This window comes from Salimicrobium salexigens (assembly GCF_900156705.1).
Classification (GTDB): Bacteria; Bacillota; Bacilli; order Bacillales; family Halobacillaceae; genus Salimicrobium; species Salimicrobium album.
Map to the genome: position 1 here is coordinate 1 of NZ_FTOK01000012.1, position 25,430 is coordinate 25,430.

The 25,430-nt window shown below is 45.8% G+C and carries 22 protein-coding genes, 1 pseudogene and 1 other annotated feature; of the genes and pseudogenes, 7 read left to right on the forward strand and 16 right to left on the reverse strand.

The features are described from left to right. Positions 1–204 precede the first annotated feature (204 nt). From BW931_RS11895 to BW931_RS11915, 5 genes are all read right to left on the reverse strand, one after another. Complete coding sequence (locus BW931_RS11895) at positions 205–1,230, reverse strand: glycosyltransferase family 2 protein (RefSeq protein ID WP_076572552.1); 1,026 nt, start codon at positions 1,228–1,230, stop codon at positions 205–207. A 40-nt stretch (positions 1,231–1,270) separates the two neighbouring features. Continuing rightward, positions 1,271–3,016 carry an asparagine synthase-related protein gene (locus tag BW931_RS11900; RefSeq protein ID WP_084193933.1) on the reverse strand — a complete coding sequence of 582 codons (1,746 nt, stop codon included), beginning with the start codon at positions 3,014–3,016 and terminating at the stop codon, positions 1,271–1,273. Beyond that, on the reverse strand, positions 3,013–3,777 hold the full coding sequence (locus tag BW931_RS11905; protein ID WP_076572554.1) for a 7-cyano-7-deazaguanine synthase: 765 nt from the start codon (positions 3,775–3,777) through the stop codon (positions 3,013–3,015). The genes BW931_RS11900 and BW931_RS11905 overlap by 4 nt, the downstream gene beginning before the upstream one ends. A 2-nt stretch (positions 3,778–3,779) precedes the next feature. Beyond that, positions 3,780–5,087 (reverse strand): lipopolysaccharide biosynthesis protein, encoded by a 1,308-nt coding sequence (locus BW931_RS11910; RefSeq protein WP_076572556.1) that lies wholly within the window; start codon positions 5,085–5,087, stop codon positions 3,780–3,782. A gap of 169 nt (positions 5,088–5,256) precedes the next feature. Then, positions 5,257–5,415, reverse strand: coding sequence for a hypothetical protein (locus BW931_RS11915; RefSeq protein WP_159435710.1), 159 nt, complete (start codon positions 5,413–5,415; stop codon positions 5,257–5,259). A 237-nt stretch (positions 5,416–5,652) separates the two neighbouring features. On the opposite strand from BW931_RS11915, the gene BW931_RS11920 reads away from it, so the two are divergent. Continuing rightward, positions 5,653–6,132 carry a nucleoside deaminase gene (locus BW931_RS11920; RefSeq protein WP_076572559.1) on the forward strand — a complete coding sequence of 160 codons (480 nt, stop codon included), beginning with the start codon at positions 5,653–5,655 and terminating at the stop codon, positions 6,130–6,132. Positions 6,133–6,260: 128 nt separating this feature from the next. On the opposite strand, the pseudogene BW931_RS11925 reads toward BW931_RS11920, so the two are convergent. Together BW931_RS11925 and BW931_RS11930 are read right to left on the reverse strand one after the other, a co-directional pair. After that, positions 6,261–7,394: pseudogene (locus BW931_RS11925) on the reverse strand (NRAMP family divalent metal transporter). 137 nt (positions 7,395–7,531) lie between these two features. Then, the gene (locus BW931_RS11930) at positions 7,532–8,320 is read right to left on the reverse strand and encodes a carbon-nitrogen family hydrolase (RefSeq protein WP_076572561.1); all 789 of its coding nucleotides are present in this window, start codon (positions 8,318–8,320) and stop codon (positions 7,532–7,534) included. Between the two features lie 354 nt (positions 8,321–8,674). Here BW931_RS11930 and BW931_RS11935 point away from each other — a divergent pair, with 354 nt between their 5' ends. Both BW931_RS11935 and BW931_RS11940 read left to right on the forward strand, forming a co-directional pair. Beyond that, positions 8,675–10,192: an AbgT family transporter gene (locus tag BW931_RS11935; protein ID WP_076572563.1), complete on the forward strand. Its 1,518-nt coding sequence runs from the start codon at positions 8,675–8,677 to the stop codon at positions 10,190–10,192. A gap of 141 nt (positions 10,193–10,333) precedes the next feature. Further along, positions 10,334–11,494, forward strand: a complete 1,161-nt coding sequence (locus tag BW931_RS11940) for a DUF4317 family protein (protein WP_076572564.1) — start codon at positions 10,334–10,336, stop codon at positions 11,492–11,494. An 82-nt stretch (positions 11,495–11,576) separates the two neighbouring features. Here the strand turns inward: BW931_RS11940 and tyrS are convergent, their stop codons facing one another. Further along, complete coding sequence (gene tyrS, locus BW931_RS11945) at positions 11,577–12,845, reverse strand: tyrosine--tRNA ligase (protein ID WP_008590868.1); 1,269 nt, start codon at positions 12,843–12,845, stop codon at positions 11,577–11,579. A 60-nt stretch (positions 12,846–12,905) separates the two neighbouring features. Next, positions 12,906–13,123 (reverse strand) — a binding site (T-box leader). A gap of 125 nt (positions 13,124–13,248) precedes the next feature. Here tyrS and BW931_RS11950 point away from each other — a divergent pair. From BW931_RS11950 to BW931_RS11965, 4 genes are all read left to right on the forward strand, one after another. Next, on the forward strand, positions 13,249–15,999 hold the full coding sequence (locus tag BW931_RS11950; RefSeq protein WP_076572566.1) for a transglycosylase domain-containing protein: 2,751 nt from the start codon (positions 13,249–13,251) through the stop codon (positions 15,997–15,999). A gap of 115 nt (positions 16,000–16,114) precedes the next feature. After that, a complete protein-coding gene (locus tag BW931_RS11955; protein WP_076572568.1) occupies positions 16,115–16,762 on the forward strand; it encodes a GNAT family N-acetyltransferase in 648 nt (215 codons plus the stop codon). A gap of 3 nt (positions 16,763–16,765) precedes the next feature. Beyond that, a complete protein-coding gene (locus BW931_RS11960; RefSeq protein WP_076572569.1) occupies positions 16,766–17,413 on the forward strand; it encodes an acetoin utilization AcuB family protein in 648 nt (215 codons plus the stop codon). Continuing rightward, a complete protein-coding gene (locus tag BW931_RS11965) occupies positions 17,410–18,576 on the forward strand; it encodes an acetoin utilization protein AcuC (RefSeq protein WP_076572571.1) in 1,167 nt (388 codons plus the stop codon). The genes BW931_RS11960 and BW931_RS11965 overlap by 4 nt, the downstream gene beginning before the upstream one ends. A gap of 34 nt (positions 18,577–18,610) precedes the next feature. On the opposite strand, the gene motS is transcribed toward BW931_RS11965, so the two are convergent. From motS to murC, 8 genes are all read right to left on the reverse strand, one after another. After that, positions 18,611–19,435, reverse strand: a complete 825-nt coding sequence (motS, locus tag BW931_RS11970; RefSeq protein WP_076572572.1) for a flagellar motor protein MotS — start codon at positions 19,433–19,435, stop codon at positions 18,611–18,613. Next, on the reverse strand, positions 19,425–20,255 hold the full coding sequence (gene motP / locus BW931_RS11975) for a flagellar motor protein MotP (protein ID WP_008590858.1): 831 nt from the start codon (positions 20,253–20,255) through the stop codon (positions 19,425–19,427). The genes motS and motP overlap by 11 nt, the downstream gene beginning before the upstream one ends. 46 nt (positions 20,256–20,301) lie before the next feature. Further along, positions 20,302–21,303, reverse strand: a complete 1,002-nt coding sequence (ccpA, locus tag BW931_RS11980) for a catabolite control protein A (RefSeq protein WP_076572574.1) — start codon at positions 21,301–21,303, stop codon at positions 20,302–20,304. Between the two features lie 166 nt (positions 21,304–21,469). Then, positions 21,470–22,546 carry a bifunctional 3-deoxy-7-phosphoheptulonate synthase/chorismate mutase gene (locus BW931_RS11985; RefSeq protein ID WP_008590854.1) on the reverse strand — a complete coding sequence of 359 codons (1,077 nt, stop codon included), beginning with the start codon at positions 22,544–22,546 and terminating at the stop codon, positions 21,470–21,472. Positions 22,547–22,669: 123 nt separating this feature from the next. Beyond that, on the reverse strand, positions 22,670–22,990 hold the full coding sequence (gene ytxJ / locus BW931_RS11990; RefSeq protein ID WP_076572575.1) for a bacillithiol system redox-active protein YtxJ: 321 nt from the start codon (positions 22,988–22,990) through the stop codon (positions 22,670–22,672). A gap of 95 nt (positions 22,991–23,085) precedes the next feature. Then, positions 23,086–23,415 (reverse strand): YtxH domain-containing protein, encoded by a 330-nt coding sequence (locus BW931_RS11995; RefSeq protein ID WP_008590851.1) that lies wholly within the window; start codon positions 23,413–23,415, stop codon positions 23,086–23,088. 16 nt (positions 23,416–23,431) lie between these two features. Then, positions 23,432–23,836 carry a DUF948 domain-containing protein gene (locus BW931_RS12000; RefSeq protein ID WP_076572577.1) on the reverse strand — a complete coding sequence of 135 codons (405 nt, stop codon included), beginning with the start codon at positions 23,834–23,836 and terminating at the stop codon, positions 23,432–23,434. A gap of 145 nt (positions 23,837–23,981) precedes the next feature. Then, positions 23,982–25,289: a UDP-N-acetylmuramate--L-alanine ligase gene (gene murC, locus BW931_RS12005; protein ID WP_076572579.1), complete on the reverse strand. Its 1,308-nt coding sequence runs from the start codon at positions 25,287–25,289 to the stop codon at positions 23,982–23,984. Positions 25,290–25,430 lie beyond the last annotated feature (141 nt).

Consider the following 25,430-nt stretch of genomic DNA (forward strand, 5'->3'; position numbering starts at 1 on the left):
ATTTGATTATAAAGGAACTTCGAGGTTAGGAAACATAAAAAACCCCGAATAAGGGGCACTTTTTTTCGTGTCCATTATTCGGGGTATAGTTCAATAATATCAACAAACGGTTCATTATTAATTCAAATACATACTATCGTAAAGATAAAAAAACAAAAAAAGCCGTATAATTTATACGGCTTTTGAGTCAGCGACACTTTTACATCACAGAACCGCTTTCACTTTCTTATGATAATGTCGTGAAAGCAGATGGAACATTTCCTCGAAGGTGATTTCCTGAAATAAATCAAGAAAAAGACCCGTCTTTTGCTTAAGATTGACACTGCTGTTACTCAGCCCCCTCAAAACGTTGACTCTGAGAACTCGTTTTAAAAGCTCCTTATCAAAAGCTTCGTTAGTGTCCAGAAGTTTTTGCAGCACTTCTTTGATTCTCATCACGTACCCTTTATCGAAGACAGTAACTACATTCAAAAAGAAGAAATTATTGAATACCTGTACTTCCTCATCGGAAAAATGAAAACCGTAGTGCTCCAGTAAATCTTTATGAATCCCGTCTATCAGTATTTTCCGTTCGAACATCTTATTTGACAGGGAAGCATTTGTAGCATTGGAATGACCCGTGCGGTAATCCACCAGCACTTTTGGAAGAATTTCAATCCTGCCGACTTTGGACAACTGGGACCAGAATTCATAGTCCTGGGATACATAGTAACTCTCATTGTACGTCAACCCGTTGTCCCTTACAGTAGCCATCCTGATCATAGCGGTAGAATTTCCAAGCTGGTTGTTGAACATCAGCTGAATTCTAATCTCTTCCCATGACGTATGATAAGCCTTCATAATCCTGGAGTTATTACTCCCCTTAGCCCGGTAGTAGGCGCCTACAGCATCTATGTCGGAGTGTTCCTCCATGTAGCTGACCTGTTCCCTGATTCTTTCAGGGGTTGATTCGTCATCCGCATCCATAATCGCCATGTATTTTCCATTGGAAAGCGACAGGCCTACGTTCCTTGTATAAGGAATACCTTTATTCTCCCCATTTGTGACAACCCGTATTCGATCATCGGTATAGCGTTCAACTATTTCTACTGAACGGTCCGAGGACCCGTCATCGACTACGAGCACCTCCAGATTCTTATAGCTCTGGTTCAATATACTCTCCAGCGTATCTTGAATATATTCCTCTGCATTGAACATTGGTATGAATACCGTTACTAATGGCTGTTGCATGCTTAACCTCCTGACTTATACGTTCACGACGTTCCTGGCTTTATCCATCCGTCTTGTGATGATGGAGGACCTGCAATAAATTTATTTTCTGCTGGGGCTCCAGCTGATCGCTCTCAAAAATGCTGCTGAACGGGTGATTTGATTTCAACGCCTGTGGCAGAACGCCCCCGTAATTCAGATACTCTTCTTTCGTTTGCCGGAAAGCTTCGCTTGAAAAAATCGTGTCCCAGTGAGCAAAAGGCCCCTGGTGCCCTTTGATTCTTCCGGTTTTAACTGCAAGGTTCATATACATCCATACGAACAGTTGCGGCATTATGTTGGCATACCTTGAGAAATAAGGGAATCTTCCATCGGAATGCCACAACCACCATGCCGGTTTCAAATATGATTTAAATGCCCTGTGGAAAAGTTTTCTGTTCATTTTCCAACTTTGAGGAACGGAAGCACTTATCTTCACGACGCCGTTAGCCATAAACGGCTCATATGAACAAAACAGTCTGCGGTTCACATGTAAATTGGGGATGTTCATATTCATGGACGCCGGCCACATCTGAAACCATTCTTTCGCAGATTCAGGTCTCATTCCCTTAATGGTATGGTAATGGTCTTCTCTCCTCTGTCTCAGAGTTTTCATAACCTCATCCCTGAATATATCTGCACTGGCTTCCTTGTTGACTGTATAGAAGCTGTCTTTTATATCAGGGAGAAACGGGAATTTCCCGCTACCGCGTATCTTTCGTATCCTTGCCCCCTTCAACAGAGCGTCCGAAAACAGACCGCCGAGTACGACCGGATATTTGTTCAGACCGGCTTTTTCATGAAATCCGTACGTATGGGCGTGTTTGTATTCCGAACCGGAACCGACGAGTTCGCTGCTGCCTGGCAGGATATACAGATAGTGTAACGGATCCCTCGCATAAAAGTGGAAATTCGATCCGTAAATAGCTGCTGATTTTTTGGCTATTTTACCTTCAAGGTTTAAATCATCCAGAAACACGAACGAATCTTTATGAAGGTGATCGGGAATCAGCCCGGCTATCGTTCTCGAGTCCTCTCCCCCGCTTATAAAATGGGCGACAGAAGACTCTTTTTCCGTTACACGGTTAACATACGTTTCGACTGTGTTTCTTAAATCGTCAGCCGCTTCCTCGATGGAAGTGTAACGAAGAATCTCTTCAGGCAGCCACCAGGTTCTCCCGCTGATGTCTGCCGTATTTTTATCGATCGTGTGAATCGTACCGGGAGAAACCTGTCGTATATTTTCGTACGCTGTGTACGGATACGTAACCGCTCCGTGCAGGATGAAATCCAATTCGGATACAGCATCCCGCTTCTCCCTTTCTCCCGCTGCGTCCGCCAGCAGATCCACGTGCGAAGACAACAGCAGGTGTCCCTCCTGTTCTGCCCTGTACACGGGGATGAAGGAAAGCAGGTCCGTTACACAGTCCATCCGCTTCTCTTCCTTATCCACTTTAAGCAATGCGAAAGGACCGTCGAAATGCTGCGAAAAATCAATGGCCTGCCAGTCGCTCATAAGGCGGGGCACGGCGGAAAGGAAATCCTCAGTCCCCGGTCCGGTATACAAAGGGCCGCCCAGCACGATAAAAAGGTGCTTCCCGTCTTCATAAGGCTGGAATTGAGTATAACAGTCCTCCGTAACAAGAAGCGTCCCCCACTCCCCTTCAAACTGCCGAACCGTTTCCCCTGCGAATATTTCTGAATCCGCGCTTTTTTCTTTAAGAGCTGCCGCAGCGAATTCTTCTGTGGAAAACAAAAAGTCCTTCATTTCTTACTTCCGCTCCCGTTCACCAGGTTTCTTTTCGCTTTTCTTAAATACTTTAACGAATAGAACATTATAAAATCATCGACTCTCGGTCTCGGTACTCTTCGTTCCATGCCTTCTTCTTTCGCATACTTACACGGATTGCATAAACCGCAGGGTTTTCCGTCTTTTTGCGGACGATAACAGAACCACGTCATCTCCATAAGATGGTTGAAACCACTTTCCTTCGCAATCCTTTCCATATCCAGTTTCGAATAATCGAGCAGCGGAAATTGAAAGCGGGCGAATATGGACAGATCGGTGTCTGCGTATTCATTTTTTAGCATGTAGTAGTAATCGTCATTATCCTCTATTTTTTTAACGTAATCAGCAATGAACGTTTCGATATTGTCATCCTTATGAGCTCCCGATTCGATTTCCGCAATGCCGTTTTGTTTCAGATAAGCAGGTAACCATACGTACTGCGTACCTAAGAAGGAAGTTGATATCAGTCTTTCAAACTTATCCTTATCTTCCTGGTCGGACGTAATATCTTTTTTGTTGACGATAATCAGAGGCTTTATACGTTCGGCAGCCTTCATATCCATAATTCCGATGTGGGCGATAATCGTATGGATGGTTTCCAGTTCCTTATTAGTGGAAGGGCGTTCCTCATCGATAATGTAGTGAGGCTGAACCTCTCTTTTTTTATTCAAAACGAGATCCAGTACACGGAAAGTGGAATCGAAACCGCCCGTCCAAAGTATGTGATGTGTTTTTTGCATATTCATTCTCCTTCGGTTTTATTTAATGATGTTTCATCGAACTTCTTACTTATATTTATCGTTATCATGATCAATAGCGAATTAAGGACAGCTCCGCTGAGACCGAAGAGAGCTATAGCTACGAGGTCGCTTTCAAAAACGAACGAACCCACTGCTAACATAGCTATTCTCACTGTCAGCATAACTATTGTAAACAACAGCTGGAAGCCCTGAGCAGACAATACAGGCAGCGCTTTGACGCTCGGACTGTTGATAAATCCGAAGAAAGAAGCCAGAGCCATCCAGCGTGCATACTCCCCTGCCTGCACCCATTCATCACCGAAGACGAAGCCGAACAGCCAGGGACCGAGAAGTACTACAGTACCATAAGGAATGAGACCGGCAAGAGAAAGCCCTAATGTGGCTTTCTTTATAAGTTTCTGCAGGCTTTCTTTATTGTAGTAAGCTTCGGTAATACGCGGATAGAAAACGTCCCCTACCGCTTTTCCAATCAAAGTAGCCGGAGCTGCCAGAACTCTTCTGCTCAAAGTGAAGAAACCGGCTGCAGCAGGACCGAAAAGGCTGCTTAACAGCATAATCGGGATATTCTGCGATACAGCATTCAAAAACATCTCGGGAGCCCGGTACCTGGGGAAATCTTTGTATTTGCGAGCTGTCTCTTTCAGCGGAGGATGAGTAACGTCGATAGAGCCTTTCGATTTCCTTTTCCTCAGACTGCCCGTTCCCATAAAAACAGCTTTCAAAAGCTGACCGGTCACATTCATGATAATAAGTACGAACGCAAATGGATAGATAAGACCTATCCCTACCATACTCCCCTGGACAATGAGAGCATGATACATGTTCGTCCTTGCAATCACCCCGAATTCCTGAAGTCTTACAGCCCACTGCTCTGAAATCTGAAGAAGGCTGCCGAACAGAATAACTAGAGGGATAAAGTATAAGTAGTTATTAATATCTGTGAAATTCAATAATTCAAGCAGTTCTTCTCCGAACAGAAAGGCAATTACCAGTGAAAGCAGAGCCATGCCCACACTTAACCACAAAGAAATTTTAGTTACTCCTACTGCTTCCCCTTCATGCTTCGGTAATACTATGGCAATCGGATAGCCGAGTCCGGAAGCAGGTATCAAAATCATGGATACTGCCATAAAAACCCCGAGGACACCAAAAGCTTCAGGCCCATAAATCCTTGTGATGAGAGGAGAAGCCAAGAGTATTATCGCCTGGGCCCCGGCTGTCCCCGAGACCATCACTAATACTTTACGTATGAAGCCGCCTTTTAAAAATCTGGAAATTAAAGCATTCATCTGACATCTCTTTTCGTGAATATGTATGTTGGTAAACTGAAAATGAAAATCACCCGAATAACAAGTAATTATCGATTAAAATTATAACTCACATTTTGCGTATATGCTATTGTTATAGTAATTAAATCCCTTTCTCCGAATCTTCTTTTAAAGCCCGGATGCGGGAGAATCAATTATTGAAACGTCTTCTATGAAAAGATACGACTAATAAAAATGCAATGCCGATAAACCCTGCTGCCGCAAGCGTTTTTGCAACAACCGGCTCCTTGTCGACAAAGGCATACACACTACAAATCAGCATAATGCTCAATATTACTCTGGAAATCATTATCCCCACATATTCTTTCTTCCTAACAGAAATCAAGCAGAACCCTCCCTGTCCCTTTATTTCATTTTAACATATAACCCTTCTTCCAAAGCAGCCCGCTCATTCATCGAATCTCCCTCCCGGATTCTGAAAATATTTCTTTTCCTAATAACTGAGCAAATCTCACCAGGCCGGTTTCAATAAACCTCCTGAGGGAATGAGTCTTTAAATGGTTTGCAAATAGAGGAGGAATAAAGCATGAATTTTATTGAACGTACGATTCAGCTGGCAGAAGATAATGTCGCTGAGGGAGGCAGGCCTTTCTCCTGCATCATCACAAAGGGTGGGGAAATTATCGCGGAACGCGGCAACGAAGCGGCCCAGACGAATGACCCGACAGCACACGCGGAAACTCTGGCTATCAGAGACGCCTGTATAAAGTTAGGGACCGAACATTTAACCGACTGTCACATCTACATTCTTGCCAGCCCCTGCCCCATGTGTCTCGGAGCCATTTATTACTGCAGCCCCGAGAAGGTAACGTACATTGTTGAAAGAGATGAGTATAAAACATACTACCGCGATGACCGGGAATATTTTGAGCTGGAAAACTTCTACGATGAAATTTCCAAACCTATGAATCAGCGAAGATTGCCGATGGAAAGGGAAAGTCACTCTCAAGGCATATCTCCTTACAAGGCCTGGAACGAGAAACACGGAACGAAACACTCCGGGTAATACATCGTATCGGATCAGAAAACGGTATATCGATTCCGAAATAACGGACGCACCAGTAGCCGAACATTATTGTTCCGCTGCTGGTGCGTCCGTGCATTTGTATGCTTATTTGCTATCCGACCGCAACTTCATCCCTGCCATAAACCGGCGATCCCCTGCAGGGAAAGAACTCCCGCTACGACGGTCACTACCACTGCAACGATGCCGAATATAAGCATCCAGGCAGGGTGTTTATATTCCCCGACGACAGATTTCTTCCTTGAGGCCAGCAGAACCGAACCAAGAGTTAATGGTAAGATCAGACCATTGACCGAGCCCGCAATAATCAGTAGCGTGACCGGCTCTCCGACGATTGCGAAAATGATAGTTGAAAAAGCGATGAAACCGACAATAAGCCATTTATAATATCTCTCAAGCTTAGGATTGAAAAGATCTTACAAATGAAACGCTGGTGTACGCGGAGCCGATGACGGAACTGATAGCGGCAGACCACAGTACCACTCCGAAGATTTTATACCCTACATCTCCAAGCGCAATCTGGAACACGGAAGCTGCCGGGTTTCCTTCCTCCAGTGTATAACCAGCGGCAAGGCTTCTTCTCCCTTAAAACCGCGGTCTATCAGCCGGTGGGCCCCCGCGAATGTAATATAACCGCCCACTGTGCCTCCGACAAGCGTTATGACCGGCAGTACGAGAGCTCCAAAGTCCTCCGGAAGAACACTTCGAATCATTGCCTCTCCGACAGGAGGATTCGTCGTGACCATGACGTATCCGACCATGGCTATCATCACTACACCTAAAATAGGGATAAGAATGTCTATAACTTTCTCGGCATTTTTAACAGTGAATATGACAATGGCTATTATACCGGTAATGACCGCCCCTATTTTAGGAGAGATACCGAAAAGTACGTTGATACCAAGGCCTGCGCCCGCCACATTCCCGATATTGAAGGCGATGCCTCCAAGTACGATAAGTGCTGCGACTAAATAACCGAGCCCGGGGAAGACCATATTAGCTACGTCCTGTCCCCGTTTACCTGAGACTACAAGAATCCTCCAGATATTCAATTGGGCACCTATATCGATGATGATAGAGGCCAGTATAGCGAAAGCGAAACTGGCCATAAACCGGAAAGTGAATTCCGTCGTCTGTGTCAGAAAGGCGGGGCCTATCGAAGAAGTCGCCATCAGAAATATCGCTCCCCACAGCACCCGCCTTTGTACTTTTTTCTTCTTCAGCTCTTCCTGGTTCTGTCCCATGGTCACCACCTTCCCTTTCTCTTATATTCGATCGATTTCTGCAGTTGTTCGACTTTGTATTCATGTCGGATAATGTTTATTCAAGACAGAACCATACCATTCCGGAACGTCAAATCATAAAAAATCCAGCTGCTTTATTAATCGTACAGAGAAGGTACTCTGCTGTCGAAGACGGGTACGTTTTCGCGTACTTCTGCAACGTTTGAAAGCTCTAATTCCTGTCGCAGTGTTTCTTCATGCTCCACACTGCCTTTCTGCAGAACGTTGCCCCACGGATCGATAAAAGCCGAAGAACCTGCAAAGGTAATACCGTCATATTCGCCCGGGCGGTTGCACGTCACCACATACATCTGATTCTCCACAGCGCGGGCAGCACTCAATACATCCCAATGCGCCCGTCGACTGTCCGGCCATTCCGCCGGGATGAACAGAAGTTTACATCCCTGGAGGGCAAGACTGCGGATAATTTCCGGAAAGCGCAGGTCATAACAGATGACTACCCCCATTTTGACACCGTCGAGTTCAAATACTCTTACCGACTCTTCCCCTCCGCTTAAGTACGCAGGTTCATTCAGCATAGGCACCAGATGCATTTTGTCGTAATGATAGACAAGCTCTCCTGCGTTATTTATAACCAGTGCCCGGTTAAATACTTTTCCATCTCGTTTAACAGCGATGGACCCTCCCATTATGTGCACGTGATAACGCTCAGCCGACTCTTTAAGAAACCGGACTGTTTCACTGTCTGCAGGTTCTTCGGCTATATCATCCAGTTCCGGCAGTGTATATGCCGTCGTCCACATCTCCGGCAGCATGATCAGGTCTACATCATGAAGTTCCTGTTCTTCCAGCCATTTACCCACTTTCTCCCTGTTTGCCTGCGGGTCTCCCGGAATAACATCCATCTGATAGACTAAAATATTCATTCGTATCCCCCTTTTACTCTAACCTTCTTCAATCGTACAGAGATAGACCGATAAGTTACAGTCTTCTCAAAAACCTTATCGACATTGAAACAATTCCCAAAATTCCCGATATTCAATCTCTTTCGCCAAAACCTTTTCCGGACCGGTGTTTCTCCGCACCTTTCTTTCTTTTGAAAGAAAGGAATAGTAGAGTTTTGAGATATATGACCTGATGCTTAATCGTCAGAGTACTCAAAACGGGAACAACTGTCAAATTATTTCGAAATCGTTCATTGTTCACTTTCTTGAGTTTCTTCCGGACCCCTGTTAAATTTAATCCCTAGTAAAAAGGTAAGCTTAAAGGAGGTAACTATATTGAAAGACAATTCGGAGAAGCTTTCTCCCTTACGTAAATTGCTGTTCCGCGCCCTGGACGGGATAGAATGGATAGGAAACAAACTTCCATCCCCTTTGTTGCTGTTTGCAATATTAGCATTAATCGTCATAGTCATATCGGGGATTTTTTCAGGTGTATCCGTCACGAACCCTACGACGTCCGAGGTAGTAGAAGTTAAAAATCTCTTCAGTCTGAGCGGACTGGATTACATATTCAACAGTGCGGTCGAGAACTTCATCGGCTTCCCGCCTCTCGGTGCTGTCCTCGTCACAATGCTCGGAATCGGACTGGCCGAGCAGACCGGACTGATTCATTCATCACTGAAAAGCATCGTATTCGGGGTACCGAACCGGCTTTTGACAGCAGCTCTCGTATTCGCCGGGGTTATGTCCAGCCTTGCCGTGAACGCCGGTTATGTAGTGCTCCCTCCTCTCGGCGCTGTTCTGTTTCTCGGACTTGGACGTCACCCGCTCGCCGGTCTCGCTGCGGCCTTTGCAGGCGTTTCCGGAGGGTTCGGCGCCAATCTGGCACTGACTTCGACTGATGCCATCCTTCAGGAACTTACAGCTGATGCTGCCCGTACAATCGATCCTGCCTATGCAGATACGATTACGGTAACGATGAACTATTTCTTTGCGGCAGCTTCCGTTCTCCTGATAACTGTCATCGGTACGCTCGTCACTGACAAAATCGTCGAGCCCCGTCTCGGTAAATATGAAGGAGAGGAAGAAGAAAACCTGGAAAAACTGACTGTCAGGGAAAAGCGCGGCATGCGCCTGGCAGGGCTCGGATTCCTCGTAACTTTTGCTATTATGGTCTACCTGTCTCTCGGACCGCTCCGGGGCGACGGTGCTTATATCGATTCCCCATTTTTTAACGCTCTTGTTTTTGTCATTTTCGTCCTTTTCTTTGTTCCGGGTCTTATCTACGGTATTGTATCCAAGGAAATACAAAATGATAAAGACCTGACAACACTGCTCGGAAAGACGATGGCGAGCATGAGCGGCTACATCGCTCTGGCATTCACGGCGGGACAGTTCATCGCCTATTTCCGTGAAACGAACCTTGGCACGGTCATCGCCTTCAACGGAGCGGAGTTTTTGAAAAACACCGGCTTTACAGGAACAGGACTGATCCTTACTTTTATGGGGATTACCATGCTCGTCAACTTTTTCATCGGCAGTTCCTCAGCCAAATGGACGATTCTCGCCCCTGTATTCGTACCGATTATGATGAATCTGGATTATTCACCGGAGTTTACGACGTTACTGTACAGAATCTCTGACTCTGTCACTAACATGGTAACTCCCTTACTCCTTTATTTTCCTGTCATCATCGCTTTTGCTCAACGTTACGATAAGAAGATAGGTATAGGAACGCTTATCTCCATGATGATTCCGTACTCCGTCGCTTTTCTTCTGGGATGGCTCGTACTCCTTCTGGTATGGGTGCTGCTCGGAATTCCGGTGGGACCGGGAGCTCCTATCTCCTATTAGTTACTGCTATTTCGACCATGGGTCTCGTTCCCATGGTCTTATTTTTCCTTTTGCTCCTCTAAAAAATCTCTTACCGAATTTCCGTACGAAAGGTATAATGGACATTATGCAAAATTCACTGCTTTACAGGAGGGACCATCCATGAATAAAAAAGATATAGCTGCCCTGCGCAGACAGTTGAAAACCGATACCGACCTTTTAAATATCACCGATCTTTTTACGGTGTACATTATGAAAGAAACTTCCGAACCTTTCCATGCTCAGCACCAGGCGTTTGAGATGCTTGAAGAGGACCAGCAGGAGCTGTTCATGCAGAATTTCAAAAAACTTCTCTCCGGGCAGCTGGATGAGAAGCTGTTCGAACTTAAATTCAGACGGGATACCGAGGAACCCACCCAGCTTCTTCTGCACAAGAGTCTGTTGAGTAACGACACGGAGGAGTGGTCGGAGCAGATGCTCAAAATGACCGAAAAAATAATGAAAGAACAGGCCTACGATAAAGACATAGTCATCACCTTCGTAAAAGGCGAGTATTTGAAAACGACGACACCTTCAGCTGAATCCGAAGAAGCCGACCGGGACACGATGCTCTCGAGCCAGTTCATGCTGTGCAGTATTAACCAGACGGACCCCCCGGAAAAAGAAATACAGTTCGACTACATAGAGAAAACGTTCAAATATAAAGTGGACGTCGATCCCGTCATCGATCTGAAGAAACCTCTCGGCGGCTTTCTGTTTCCTGTCATCACGGATGGCACCGGAGATGTGAACAGAGTGCTCTACTCTGCCGGAAAACCGAATGAGCCCGATTCTTTTTTCATGGAAGAAGTTCTTGAGGGAGAAAAAGCAATGACTGCAAAAGAGGATAAAGCAGTCTTTGAAGAAGTCGTCAAAGATGTAGTCGGGGACCGGATGAGTCCTTCGACACTTGCAAGTGTCTACGAAGATATCAATTATACGCTTGAAGGCAGTGAAGAGGATGAATCCCCTAAACTGGATTATCGGGATATAGGGAGCTTCCTGAGCAAGAACGGTCATGAAGTGGAAGAGGAAAAAGTCAAAGAAGCTTTCCACAAAGTGACGGATGAAGAATCCTATGAACTGAAAGCGAGCAGTGTACTTCCGAAGTACAACTCAAAATCGATCAAAATAAGTACGAAAGTGGCGAACATATCCGTCAGTCCTCAGGATCTTCCGCACGTAAGGCAGGTTAACCGGAACGGCAAACGCTACATTATGATCGAAGTGGAGGAGGATGCAGAGATCTCCGGGTTCAAGATGCTTCCGGAGGATATCGAATAAAAAACACATCAAAAAGCGGGTGATATGGAGAGAATGTCCATACCACCCGCTTTTCTTTTATTTCCGTAAGGTACGCATCTTTTTATTTATACTCGATGAAAAAGTATTTTTTCTTACCTCGGCGGATGATCGTATATTTGCCTTCGATTTTGTCCGCTTCTCCGAGTTCATGACCTACTTCCTGATTTCTTTCTCCGTTGATATAAATCGCCCCGTTGGAAATATCTTCACGGGCCTGGCGCTTCGAGGAAGAAATACCCGCTTCGACGAGCAGTTCCACCAGTCGTTTCCCGTCTTCTTCCACCGTGTACCCTGGAACACCTTTGAAACCCTGTTCAATTTCTCCGGCGTTCAGTGATTTGATATCTCCGCTGAACAAAGCTTCTGTAATCCTCTGAGCCTGTTCGAGCGCAGTTTCGTCGTGAACGATTCTGGTCATCTCCTCGGCCAGCCGTTTATGAGCTGTCCGTTGTTCCGGTCGTTCCTGTACTTCCCGTTCAAGTTCTTCTATTTCATCGAAATCAAGGAAGGTGAAGAAATGAAGGAATTTGATAACGTCTCTGTCGTCCACGTTAACCCAGAACTGGTAAAACTCGTAAGGACTTGTTTTTTCGGGATCGAGCCAGATAGCGCCGCCGGCCGTTTTACCGAATTTTGAACCGTCCGCTTTCGTAATGAGCGGCATCGTCATGCCATAGGCTTCCACTTCCTGTTCACCCGCTGCCGAGCGGCGTAACAGTTCAAGACCTGCAGTGATATTCCCCCACTGGTCACTTCCTCCGAGCTGAAGGGTGCAATTTTCCTTTTCATAAAGCTTTTGGAAATCCAGAGACTGTAAAATCATGTAGGAGAACTCTGTATAGCTGATACCGGCTTCAATCCGGGACTCCACCGCATCTTTCGCCAACATATAGTTGACACCGAAGTGTTTCCCCGTGTCACGAAGGAAATCTATGATCGTCATTTCCGATAACCACTCGTGATTGTTTCTCGCTACGGCAGCATTTTCCCCTTCATCAAAATTAAGGATTCCCGCCATCTGATTCTCGATTTTTTTACTGAAACCTTTGACTGTTTCCTCGGAGTTCAGCTGTCTCTCTGTTGAACGTCCGCTCGGATCCCCTATCATTCCGGTGCCGCCGCCGACAAGAGCAATCGGCCGGTGTCCCGCTTTCTGAAAACGTTTCAGCATGAGAATCGGGAGCAGATGCCCGATATGGAGACTGTCGGCCGTAGGATCGAATCCACAGTAGAGCGTTACCTGGTTCTCACTTAAGTGCTTCCGCAATCCCTCTTCATCTGTAACCTGATTGACCAGGCCTCTTTTGGACAAATTGTCTAAAATATGCATACGTTTCACCCCTGTAAATAAATTTTTTCCTGCATTAAAAAAGACCTCTGTCTCCTTACGGAAAGGGACGAGGTCTTAACGGTCGCGGTACCACCCTGGTTGCACTTATGTGCCACTTCATTTATATAACGGCTGCAAATACATGCAACCGTCCTCTGATTCACACCAGAAGATGCTCCCGGACGTAATTCAGTTCTGAACCTCTGTCGATTCTCACCAGCCATCGACTCTCTGTGTAGAAGTGCGCAGAACCTACTGCAACCGTTCATAGCTTTAACAGATTTAATTATGTATCATTTTTATCATATATTGTTCTTGAAAGCAATTATTTCTTTCGGCTCTCATGCATCTGATATTACGGATATGATATAATTGGCAATGTCATTTTAGGAGGTCACCAATCATGAAGTGGAACAGGGATACTATTCGAAAACGCTGGGAAGACGGCACTATTTTTAAGTATACACGAATTACATATGATGTTTTATGGAACGTTTTACTATTTTTTATTATCGTCGGAATTATAGGTGTATTTTTTGTTGGAGGGGTAGGTGCCGGTTATTTCGCTTCTCTCGTTGAGGATGAACCTGTACGGAGCGAAGAGGAACTGGCCTCCAATCTGTATAATTATGAAGAAACCTCACAGCTTTATTTTACGAACGATCAACTGCTCGGGGACGTTCAATCTGATTTATACCGGGAGGAAGTGCAGCTCGATAACGTCAGTGATCACCTTACGTCAGCCGTGCTTGCAACGGAGGATGAGAATTTCAGAGAACATAACGGGATTGTGCCAAAAGCTCTGTTACGGGCTGTCGTGCAGCAGGTAACCAATTCCAGTACCAAAACCGGAGGAAGCACCCTGACGCAGCAGCTGGTCAAAAACCAGATTCTTACAAATGAAGTCTCTTTTGAAAGAAAAGCAAAAGAAGTTATGAACGCACTGCGTGTGGAACAATTCTTCGATAAAGATCAGATTCTTGAAGCTTATATGAATATCGTACCTTTCGGCCGGAACGCAAACGGCCAGAATATTGCAGGCGTCCAAAGTGCTGCCCGTGGAATTTTCGGAGTAGACGCCGGGGAGCTCTCCATTCCGCAGGCCGCTTTCATAGCCGGGCTCCCTCAGAACCCTTTCGGTTATACTCCTTTTAAAAACTCCGGCGGTGTAAAGGAAGAGGAAGGGCTCCAGCCTGGCCTGAACAGAATGGAAGAAGTACTTGAACGTATGCACGAAAAAGGACATATCACAGAAAGTGAATATGAAAAAGCACTTGCCTATGATCTGAAATCCAATCTCGCCTCTCCGAAACCTTTACCAAGTTCCGACTACCCTTTCCTGACACGTGAAATCAAAGTAAGGGCCGGAGAAATTCTGAAAGAGCAGCTGGCCAAGAAAGATGGTCTTACGATGGAAGATCTGGAAAATGATAATCAGTTGATGGAAGAGTACACTACTCTGGCCGACCGTCGCCTGTCCTCGGGCGGTCTGAAAGTACACACTACGATCGACAAAGAAGTCTATGATGTCATGCAGCGGGTGAAGAATAATTACAATAACTACGACACGTGGCGGACTATCCCTGTGGAGGATCCGGAAACTGGGGAGATCAGTGAGAAAGAAATCCCGGTGGAAGTCGGAAGTATCCTCCAGGAAAACTCTTCCGGTGCTATCCGCGGATTCATTGCAGGTCGCGACTTTGACGTTCAGCAGCTGAACCATGCTACGCAGGCAAGACGTTCGAACGGGAGTACGATGAAACCGCTGCTCGTCTACGGGCCGGGTTTTGATCTGGGAGCCCTGCAGCCGGGATCAGTACTGGCAGATGTGCCGTACAAGTACCCGAATAAAAATATAAGTGTAGACAACTATGCCGGAGGGTATCACGGACTTGTTTCCGCCCGGCGAGCGCTGGCCAATTCCTGGAACGTTCCGACTGTCAAAGCTTACAGTGAATTCGTCGATCAGAACCCTGCAGATAATTACTTGCGAAAAATGGGCTTTGAAGCGATTACCGCTGAAGATGCCGAAAACTTATCGACCTCTTTAGGGTCCACCATCAATGGAGTTACGGTGGAAGAAAATACGAACGGTTTCGCTACATTCGGAAATATGGGCTCGTATACTGATGCTTATATGATTGACGAAATAGTTACTAAAGAAGGTGATACACTTTATAAGCATAAAAAAGAGTCGACAGGAGTGTTCAGTGAACAGGCCTCCTATCTCACGATAGATGTTCTGCGTGACGTTTTCGATTACGGTACGGCCGATGATGTGAAGAGTCAGCTTACAAACCCGGGTGTAGACTGGGCCGGGAAGACAGGAACTTCACAAAATTACAAAGATGCATGGTTTGTAGCCACCAACCCTAACGTAACCATGAGTATGTGGATGGGGTATGACCGCAAAGAAAGCCTGAACAGTAATGGCTACAGTGACCGAAACAACAGTTTGTGGGCCGATGTCGTGAATGCGGTAACGGAAATCCGGCCCGATCTCATGGCCCCTGAACAGCGTTTTGAACAGCCTGCCGGCATCGTGGAGAAATCTTACTGTGCCACTTCGGGCCTTTTAACTTCCGAACTGTGTTCCTCCGTCGGGCTTTCCAGGAGCGATCTTTATATCAAGGAGCATGCCCCTACAGAAGAAGATGACAGTTTGACAGAAGGGGACTTCACAGAGATAAAAGGAGACCTCGTAGCTGCCGGGGATGATACACCAGATGAATTCATCACGAGCGAGGGAGACGGGGTCAGTCTGAAACCTCAGTTCCTTAAGAATAATGGCTACGACAACGAAAAGACGCTTGAGCACCTGATTCCGGACAGGGAAGAATGGTCGAATGTATCCCTCCCTTCCGAAAGCGCAGCAGGAGTAGGAGAAGAAATAACTAATGACGGGCAGCCCCCTTCTTCTCCCGGAAATCTCCGGCTTCAGGGAGCTACCATCAGCTGGAACAGTTCTTCGAGCGATGATGTAGTCGGTTACAGAATATACCGCGCAGGGTCACCGGGTGGAGACTTCTCCAAAGTCGGGAGTACCGGTTCCACTTCCATGGACCTGTCCGGTACCTCCGGAGTTTACGCCGTAAGAGCAGTGGATTACTACGGTCAGGAATCGGGATTATCCGAAACCGTAACTGCCGAATAGTCCTTTAGTGCCCGGCACAGGCGAATAGCCGTTTGAAAAGGAGTTACTCTTTTCAAACGGCTATTTTATAGGTAATATGGTAGTAGCATGAAATATTTTTACAGGCGGTGGATATGTGGAACATACTAAGTCATTTTTTCAGAGGAAATTGAAAACGGATACAAACGACCTGATAATTGAAGGTCCTCTTACATCCGATGAGCTCTCCCAATATTCATTCCATGAACAGTTAACTGCTTTTCGTCCCCCCAAAAAACAGTTCGAAGCGATAAAAGGAATAGCTGACCTTCCGGAGGGAAGAATTATTGTGGCCCGTTTTGAAGGTACAATCGTCGGCTATGTCACCTATCTTCATCCGGATCCTCTGGAACGCTGGGCCGAAGGGAAAATGGAAAACCTCATTGAGCTCGGCGCTATTGAGGTGGTCCCGGGTTTTCGCGGATACAGAGTCGGTTCCCAGCTTATAGAAGTATCCATGCTTGATGAATATATGGAAAACTACATTATCATTTCCACGGAATACTACTGGCACTGGGACCTGAAAAGCACAGGACTCAGTATATGGCAGTACCGGAAAGTGATGGAAAAGATGATGGGTGCCGGGGGCCTTACGCCCGCTCCGACAGACGATCCCGAAATCATATCCCATCCTGCCAATTGTCTAATGGTCCGCATAGGAAAAAACGTCAGCGGATCCGATGTGGATAAGTTCGACCATTTGCGTTTCCTTACGAAACATCAGTATTCAAACAGGAGGTCCTGACCAATGCTCGTTGAAGAAATGATGACTACTGAAGTTCATACGCTTACTACGGAAGATACTATAGAAGATGCACTTAAAACCCTCAACACCTATCAGATCCGTCACATTCCAATCGTCGATGAAGACATGTACGTCGTCGGTATCGTTTCCGACCGGGACGTAAGAGATGCCAGTCCTTCAGTATTTGAGCGTGATTCCGACCTCAGCGAACTTTCCAACAGTCTGGGAAGCATTATGACTACCGAAGTCATTACCGTACATCCGCTCGGCTTTATCGAAGAGGTTGCAAATATCTTCTATGATAATGAAATCGCCTGCGTTCCCGTCACCAGAAATAATAAACTGGTCGGAATAATCACAGAAAAAGATCTTCTTTATACGCTCATCCAGCTTACGGGGACGAATGTGCAGAGTTCCCAAATCGAAGTCAAGGTACCCAACCGGCCCGGCATGCTGCCCGGTGTAGTGAATATCGTAGGAAAGAGAAAACTGAACCTCACTTCCATTCTCGTTTATCCATACAAACCCGACAGCAACTACAAAGTCGTGGTCTTCAGAGTTCAGACGATGAATCCGTATCCAATGATCGAAGACTTAAGAAATTCGGAATATGAGGTACTCTGGCCGAAGGAACCGGGGATGTCCCAATGAGCTGTTCATCCAAATTCGTATATTCCAAAGATTACGCTACTTACCGCTTTAGTGATGATCATCCTTTCAACCAGATGAGAGTAGAGCTCACCTACGATCTGCTGAAGGACTCCGGGGCGCTTAAGGATGAGGATATCGTTTCCCCGCGCTATGCCACGGAAGAAGAGCTTGCCCTTTTTCACAGCCGGGAGTATATTGAAGCTGTGAAAAAAGCGAGCGTCGGCGACCTCTCCGAAGAAGAGGGATTCGAATTCGGTATAGGTACGGAAGACACTCCCATATTTAAAGGGATGCACGAGGCTTCTTCACTGATAGTGGGAAGTACGCTTTCGGCTATCGATGAAGTGATGCAAGGACGTACCGATCATTCCCTTAACCTGGGGGGCGGCCTTCACCATGGTTTCGAACGAAGAGCCTCCGGTTTCTGCATATATAACGACGGCGCCGTAGGGATTAAATATTTACAGAAGAAATACAATCAGCGGGTAATGTATGTGGATACCGATGCACATCACGGAGATGGAGTGCAGTGGGCATTTTACGGAGATCCGGATATCTGTACCTTTTCTATACATGAAACAGGAAGGTATCTTTTCCCCGGTACCGGATATGTCAATGAACGTGGACTGAAAGAGGGTTACGGCTATGCATTCAACTTACCGATTGACGCGTTTACAGAAGACGAATCTTTTTTAGACGTATATGAATCCGCTTTCAGGAAGATCGCTGCATATTTCAAACCGGATATCATCGTTTCCCAGAATGGTGCGGACGCTCATTTTTACGACCCGCTCACACACCTCTGTTCAACGATGAAGATATACGAACGTATCCCTGCCCTTACCCACGAACTCGCTCATGAACACTGCGGAGGGAAATGGGTAGCTCTCGGGGGCGGAGGGTATGATATATGGAGAGTGGTACCACGCGCCTGGGCGCAGCTGTGGAAAGTGATGAAGGACCAGGCTCCTTTCGAGGGAGAACTTCCGGCAACTTGGCTGGAAAAATGGGAACCGGAAGCTCCTTTCTCTCTCCCGCATACGTGGCACGATCCCGACGGCTCCTACAAAAAAATTCCGAGAAAACCGGAAATCACCGAAAAGAATGCTAAAACACTGAAAGCAGCCATGCAGTTCATCAATAATCAGATTCACTATAATTGAACCGTTGAGTCATGAAAAACAGGCATCTCCGTTCCTAGGATGAGGACGGGGATGCCTGTTTATTGTTTTCATACTCGGACTCCAGAATTACGATTTCAACTCTTCTGTTCTTTCTCCAGTTCTCTTTAGAATTGTTCTCGACGACCGGACGGGTGGATCCGTACCCTACCGCTGTAAACCGGCCGGATTCAAGTCTCGGATCGTTATTCTGCAAATAGCGTATCACACTTCCGGCTCTCGCTCCGGAAAGCTCCCAATTCGAGGGGAACTTCGCCGTCGCGATCGGACGGTCATCCGTGTGTCCTTCCACTCTTACATGGTTAGGCACCTGTATTAACAGGTCCCGCAGCTTGCCGAGGAAGGGGCGGCCGGACTCCAATATGGAAGCTTCCCCACTTTCAAACAGCACTTGTTCCTGCAGAACAAGAACCACCCCTTTTTCTGACCGTTCTGCCGATATTATGTCCTGAAGCTTGTTTTTTTCGAGAAATTCTTCCACTTCCTGCATAAGCTGATCCAGCTGCTGTGCCTCTTCAGTCTCCGTTTCCTTTTCCTCGTCAGGCTCCGATGTTATCTCCGGCACATCGACCGGCTCATCGAAATCACTGCGATCATCACCAATTTCGCGGACTTCGGTGCGGTCGGTAGGGTTTTTGCTTTCCACCGGCGAAGGCATAAAGTCGAATATCATACGATTTTTGAACGATTCTGCGACGGAATCGAATTTCACTTCACTAATCTGTGACATGGAAAACAATAATACGAAGAATACAAGGATAAGCGTAATCATATCTGCGTATGTAGTCATCCATTTTGGTGCCCCTTTTTCCACTTTGGCCTTTCGTTTTCTATGCTTCATTGGCCGCATCCTTCGGCATTTCCTGCTCCTGCGCTTCTTTGGAAGCCATTTTTTCTTTTTCTTCCTCCGATAGAAAAGCACTCAGTTTTTCTTCCAGAATTTTCGGGTTCTGACCGGACTGGACACCGATAATACCTTCGGTGATTATTTGCTTTTTGAAGATTTCCTGATCGGTTTTGTTTTCGAGTTTCCCGGCCATAGGTAAAAAAACAAGGTTTGCAAGAACTGTACCGTACAGCGTCGTCAAAAGGGCGACAGCCATTTGAGGGCCGAGCGTAGCGGGATCATTTAAACTCTCCAGCATGAGGATAAGGCCGATCAACGTACCTATCATCCCCCAGGCAGGAGCGTATTCTCCCGCTTTTTCCACGATAGCACGCCCTCTCTGGTGACGTTCCTCGACCGCACTCACTTCGGCACTCATGATTTCGTTGACCAGTTCAGGTTCTATTCCGTCCACAGACATCAATATTCCTTTTCTTATGAAAGGGTCTTCGATGTTCTCCGCTTCCGCTTCCAAAGCCAGAAGTCCCTCGCGCCGAGCTCTGTCGGATAATTTAACAAACAGCTTTATCAGTTCGGGCAAATCCATGGAATCCTTGTTGAAGGACATGCGAATGGCTTTATAAGCCAGCTTCATTTCTCCCAGGTTAAAGTTCACGAACAGGGCGGCAAGGGTTCCGCCAAGAACAATAAACACAGAGGTAGCCTGAATGAACGACTTCAGCCCTCCTATCCCGCCGTTGACCGTGATTCCGACCATAATCATAATGAAACCTAACGTAATACCTATCGGAGTCAATATATCTTTTTTGTTCATACTGCTCTCTCCTCAACGAACGATGTGACTTATACTTTATATATCGTCACTTTTTTTGATTCGTTGAGTTTCTTTCAATGATTCTGTGAGGAAGGATCACATTCGTATCCTCCGCCTGTTCTTTGTTCATCAATTTAGTCAGAAGCCTCATCGACACGGCTCCAATATCATACATCGGCTGTACAACAGTAGATAACGTAGGACGGATCATCGTTGCAAGTCTGGTATTATCAAAGCCGATCACTTCGATATCTTCCGGTACGCTGATACCTTTGTCCTGAAAACCATGGATGACACCGAGAGCCATTTCATCGGAAGCTACGAATACTCCGCCTGGACGTTCTTCGAGAGCGATAATCTGTTCAGCCGCTTCCAGACCCGAATCATACGAATAATCACCCAGTACGAGGAGTTCATCATCGACGCCCTGGTTATAATCTTTCAATGCGCGTTTATAACCTTCCAGTTTTTTCGTGTTTATGGACGTATTATCCGGTCCTGAAACGTAAGCTACTCTTTTACTGGTGGAAAGCAGATGTTCAGTAGCTTCATAAGCTGCGTCGCCGTAGTCGATGTTTACAGAAGGAGTCTCTTCACTTTCGTCGAGCGTCGCCGCCAGCGTAACCGGTACAGAAGCTCTCCGGAACTCCTCTGTATGTTCCTCTGTTATATCTCCTCCCATGAAGATGAGACCATCCACCTGCTTGCCGAGCATTGTATTGATCAGATGAAGTTCTTTATCTTTGTTCTGGTCGGAGTTGCTCAAAATAATATTATAATTATACATCGTCGCAATATCTTCAATCCCTCTGGCCAGTTCAGCGAAAAAGATGCTGGAAATATCCGGTATGATCACTCCTACCGTAGTCGTCTTCTTACTGGCCAGCCCTCTGGCTACGGCATTCGGTCGATAACCGAGACGTTCAATCGCTTCATGGACCTTCTTTCTTGTAGCCGGTTTCACGTTAGGGTTACCATTTACGACCCTGGACACAGTAGCCATGGATACATTGGCTTCCCGTGCCACATCATATATTGTTACATTCATGTTCATTTCCTCCTCTAAAACTGCTTTTAAAACTACTATACCCTATTAATTAATCTTAATAATCATACGATATTTAAGAAAAACCTGCAATTCATGTCTTCCCATTCATTATAACGAAACCGGTACAATTTAAAAAGCCAGGCTGTTAACCTGACTTTTTGTAAATTTATGATTTCACCGGTTGCTGCTTATTTATTTCATTAATGAAAGATTCGAATGTAGGGATATCCATCTGCTGGGCAGAATCTGAAAGCGCCACTGCCGGGTCAGGGTGAACTTCAGCCATTATACCATCTGCTCCGATTGCGATTGCAGCTCTTGCAGTCGGCAGCAACAAATCTCTCCGGCCTGTTGAGTGCGTTACGTCCACAAGAACAGGCAGGTGAGTCTCCTGTTTCAAAATAGGAACCGCTGAAATGTCCAGCGTATTACGGGTAGCTTTCTCGTATGTGCGTATTCCGCGTTCACACAGGATGATCTGGTCATTACCCCGGGAGATGATGTACTCAGCCGCATTGATGAACTCAGAGATAGTAGCTGACATACCGCGCTTCAGAAGAACCGGCTTCTTAACGGCACCTGCCGCTTTCAGAAGTTCGAAGTTCTGCATATTGCGGGCACCGATTTGAATGACATCAATGTAGTCTACGGCTTTCTCTATATCGGCGGGATTGACTATTTCCGAAATTACGGCGAGTCCTTCTTCATCTGCCACACGTTTAAGAATTTGCAGTCCTTCTTCACCGAGGCCCTGGAAATCGTAAGGAGAAGTACGCGGTTTGTATGCACCGCCCCTGAGCAGCTTACCGCCCTGTTTCTTCACGGCCTGTGCTACTTCCTTAACCTGTTCGTAACTCTCCACCGAGCACGGGCCGAATACGTGGGTCAGCTCTCCGGCTCCGACTTTTTCCCCTTTGATATTCACAACAGTGTCCTCGGCTTTGTTCTTACGCGACACTAGCAGAGCCTTCCGGTGATCGTCTTCCTGAAGCTCAAGGCTCGCTTTGAAAATCTCTTTGAAAAGCTGCGTTACGGTAGAGTTCTCGAAAGGACCTTCGTTGTTCTCCACTATCTTGTCAAGCATTGCTCTCTCACGCACGGGGTCAAAACGATTCATGCCCTGCTGCTCTTTCACTTCTCCTATACTCTTTACCAGATCACCGCGTTTACTTATTAAATTCAATAGCTCTACGTTTACATCGTCCAGTTCGTTACGTAATTGATCGAGTTGTTGGTTACTCATCGTTAGTCCCCCTTATTCCTTCATAAAAAATTACCTCTTATTGATAATTAGGGCAATTATAGCTGAATTATTTTGAATTGTCACCCTTATTAAAGAAATTCATCATAGTTAACAGATCTAAGTTCAGGAAATGACCGCCTTATCCAGGTTCGTCTTCGTAATATCAAAGTGTGTCGCGTTCCATTCTACCGATCCTTTCTTTATATAAAAAGCCTGGGGGGATTCATGGGAGATTTTCAACTCTTCAGCTGCAAACTGGGATACATCCCTTGCTTCCTGAATAGGGATGAAGTACACCGAAGTATCGGAAGAACGTTCAAAGTTCTCTGCCTCCCCTTTTGCAGATGCGCTGATAGGACATGTAAGACTATGTTTCAGCAGTATAAATTCTTCTTCGTTCTTCAATAATTCTTTTAGTTTCTGAATAGATGTTACTGTTTCCATCTGTAATCTCCTCCCATTTTTTCATTCATAATTTTCTCTTTACCCTTATCATAGAAGAAAAAAAGGCGAGGGAGCAAGCCCACGCCTTCCTGAAATTAATTGGATTGTCCTTTTTCCTGTTCCTGCTCAAGTTCGCGTGCTGCTTCTTCAATTGCTTCCGCAACCTCCTGGGCAGCCTGTTCAGCTTCTTTTTCGTCGGAGTTCCCCTGTACTTTCTCTTTAACTTTAGAACTGAGATCCTGAGTAGTCGAAGCTGCTTTTTCTTTCCATACTCCTGAATTTTCATTAAGATCTTCACGAAGTTCCTTACCTGATTTAGGAGCTACGAACAATGCAGTAGCTGCACCTATAAGCACTCCTATAATCGTTCCCAGTATAAAATCTTTGCTGTTCCCCTGGTTCTGGTTCTGTTTCTCTTTTGCCATTTGTCAACATCCTCCTTTAAATATTATACTTCTTCGTAATTCCCCATACGTCAAGCACTGCATGAACCCAGCCAAAAACTTCATTGACTTCCTGTGAGTCTGCACGGACGTTGGACGTCGGGACGTCACTGAGCGCTTTGTCGAGATCGTCCTTTTTACTGGCAGGAGTCTTGATCTGCGCTATCGTTTCATCCAGAAGTTCTTTATGGTTGTTCAGCTTCTCAGTCAGGGATTCACCTTTTTCCTGAAGAGTAGTGACACCGGTAGTGATTCCTTCCGTACGTTCCTGAACTCCTTCTACCGTCTCGTTCGCCTGATTCATCGTTTTCTTAACGGTGGAGATAGTCTTCACAGCGTAAACTGCGAGTACAATCAAAGCCAATACTGCGACTCCGATCGCAACATAAGTGAGAATATCCATAATTTCCACCCCTCTTTTCTTATGTAGATAGTACTTATACCTACTACCCTTCCATAAGCGCAATTAAACCGATGCCACTCCCTAACTATAACATTATCAGGGGATTATAAAAATCCCCCCGGGAGTCTTTATTTATGTGCTTTTGTTACTCGGCTACGCTTTTCACTTTTGCTTCGTATTCTTTTTGGAATTTCTGAATATCTCCCGCTCCCATGAACAGAAGAACACCGTTTTTGTGCTCTTTCAATCTTTCTGTGTCTTCAATAGCAAGTATTTCAGCACCCGGAATGAGTTCCTGGAGATCGTTGATAGTCAGGTTGCCTTTGCTTTCCCGTGCAGAACCGAAAATGTCACACAGATAAACGTAGTCCGCTTCCTGCAGGCTTTCGGCAAACTCTTTAAGAAAAGCTTTCGTTCTTGAAAAAGTGTGGGGCTGAAAGATAGCTACCGCCGGACGACCCTTATATTTTTTTCGTGCAGAGTCGATGGTGGCGGCAATTTCTATCGGATGATGAGCGTAATCATCTACAAGAATCTGCCCGCCCCATTCTTTTTCCGTGAATCTTCTCTTCACTCCGGCGAATGTTTTCAGTGCATTGATCTCTTCGGCCGGTATGCCGTCATAGTCGCAGAGAGCAATGACGCTCAGTGCATTCAATACAGTATGCGATCCAAACTGCGGAATCGTAAAGGTGGCGTAATAGGTACCTCTTACAAAGACATCAAAGGTAGTGCCTTCTTCTGTTTCGTACACATTTTTAGCCTGGAAATCATTCGACTCCTGAAAACCGTAATAAACGATAGGGACATTGGCTTTGATATGCTGCAGATGTTCATCATCCCCGCACGCAATTATCCCTTTCCTTACCTGCATCGCCATCTGCTGAAACGCGTCATATACGTCATCGATACTTGTGAAGTAATCGGGGTGATCGAAATCGACGTTTGTCATGATGGCATAATCCGGATAATAAGAAAGGAAATGGCGCCTGTATTCACAGGATTCAAATACAAAGTATTCGCTGTTCTCCCCTCCCTTTCCGGTACCATCCCCGATAAGGAATGAGGTCGGGTAGTTCTCATCGAGTACGTGGGAAAGAAGGCCGGTTGTGGAAGTTTTCCCATGTGCCCCGGTTACGGCGATACTCGTAAAGCGTTTAAGCCACTCGCCCAAAAAGTCGTGGTAGCGGTAATAGGTAAGTCCAAGCTCTTTGGCCCGCTTTATTTCCTCGTGCTCATCTCCGAAAGCGTTGCCGGCTATTACTACATATTCTTCTTCAATATTATCAGCAGAAAAAGGCAGTATTTTAATCCCCTTTTCTTCGAGAGCCTTCTGGGTAAAAAAGTATTTATCCACATCCGACCCCTGGACCGTTTCGCCCGAATCATGAAGTATTTGTGCCAGAGCACTCATACCCGTACCTTTAATACCAACAAAGTGGTAAGTAGTCATAAAAAAACCTCCGTAATAAATTCCATATAGGTAAACTTATATGTACTATTCAGTAATGTAAATTTCCCAGCTTAGTGCTATATCATTTTATCACGTTCTTTTAGTAATCAAAAGCAGGAAGTATGTCCTTCTGTCACAATG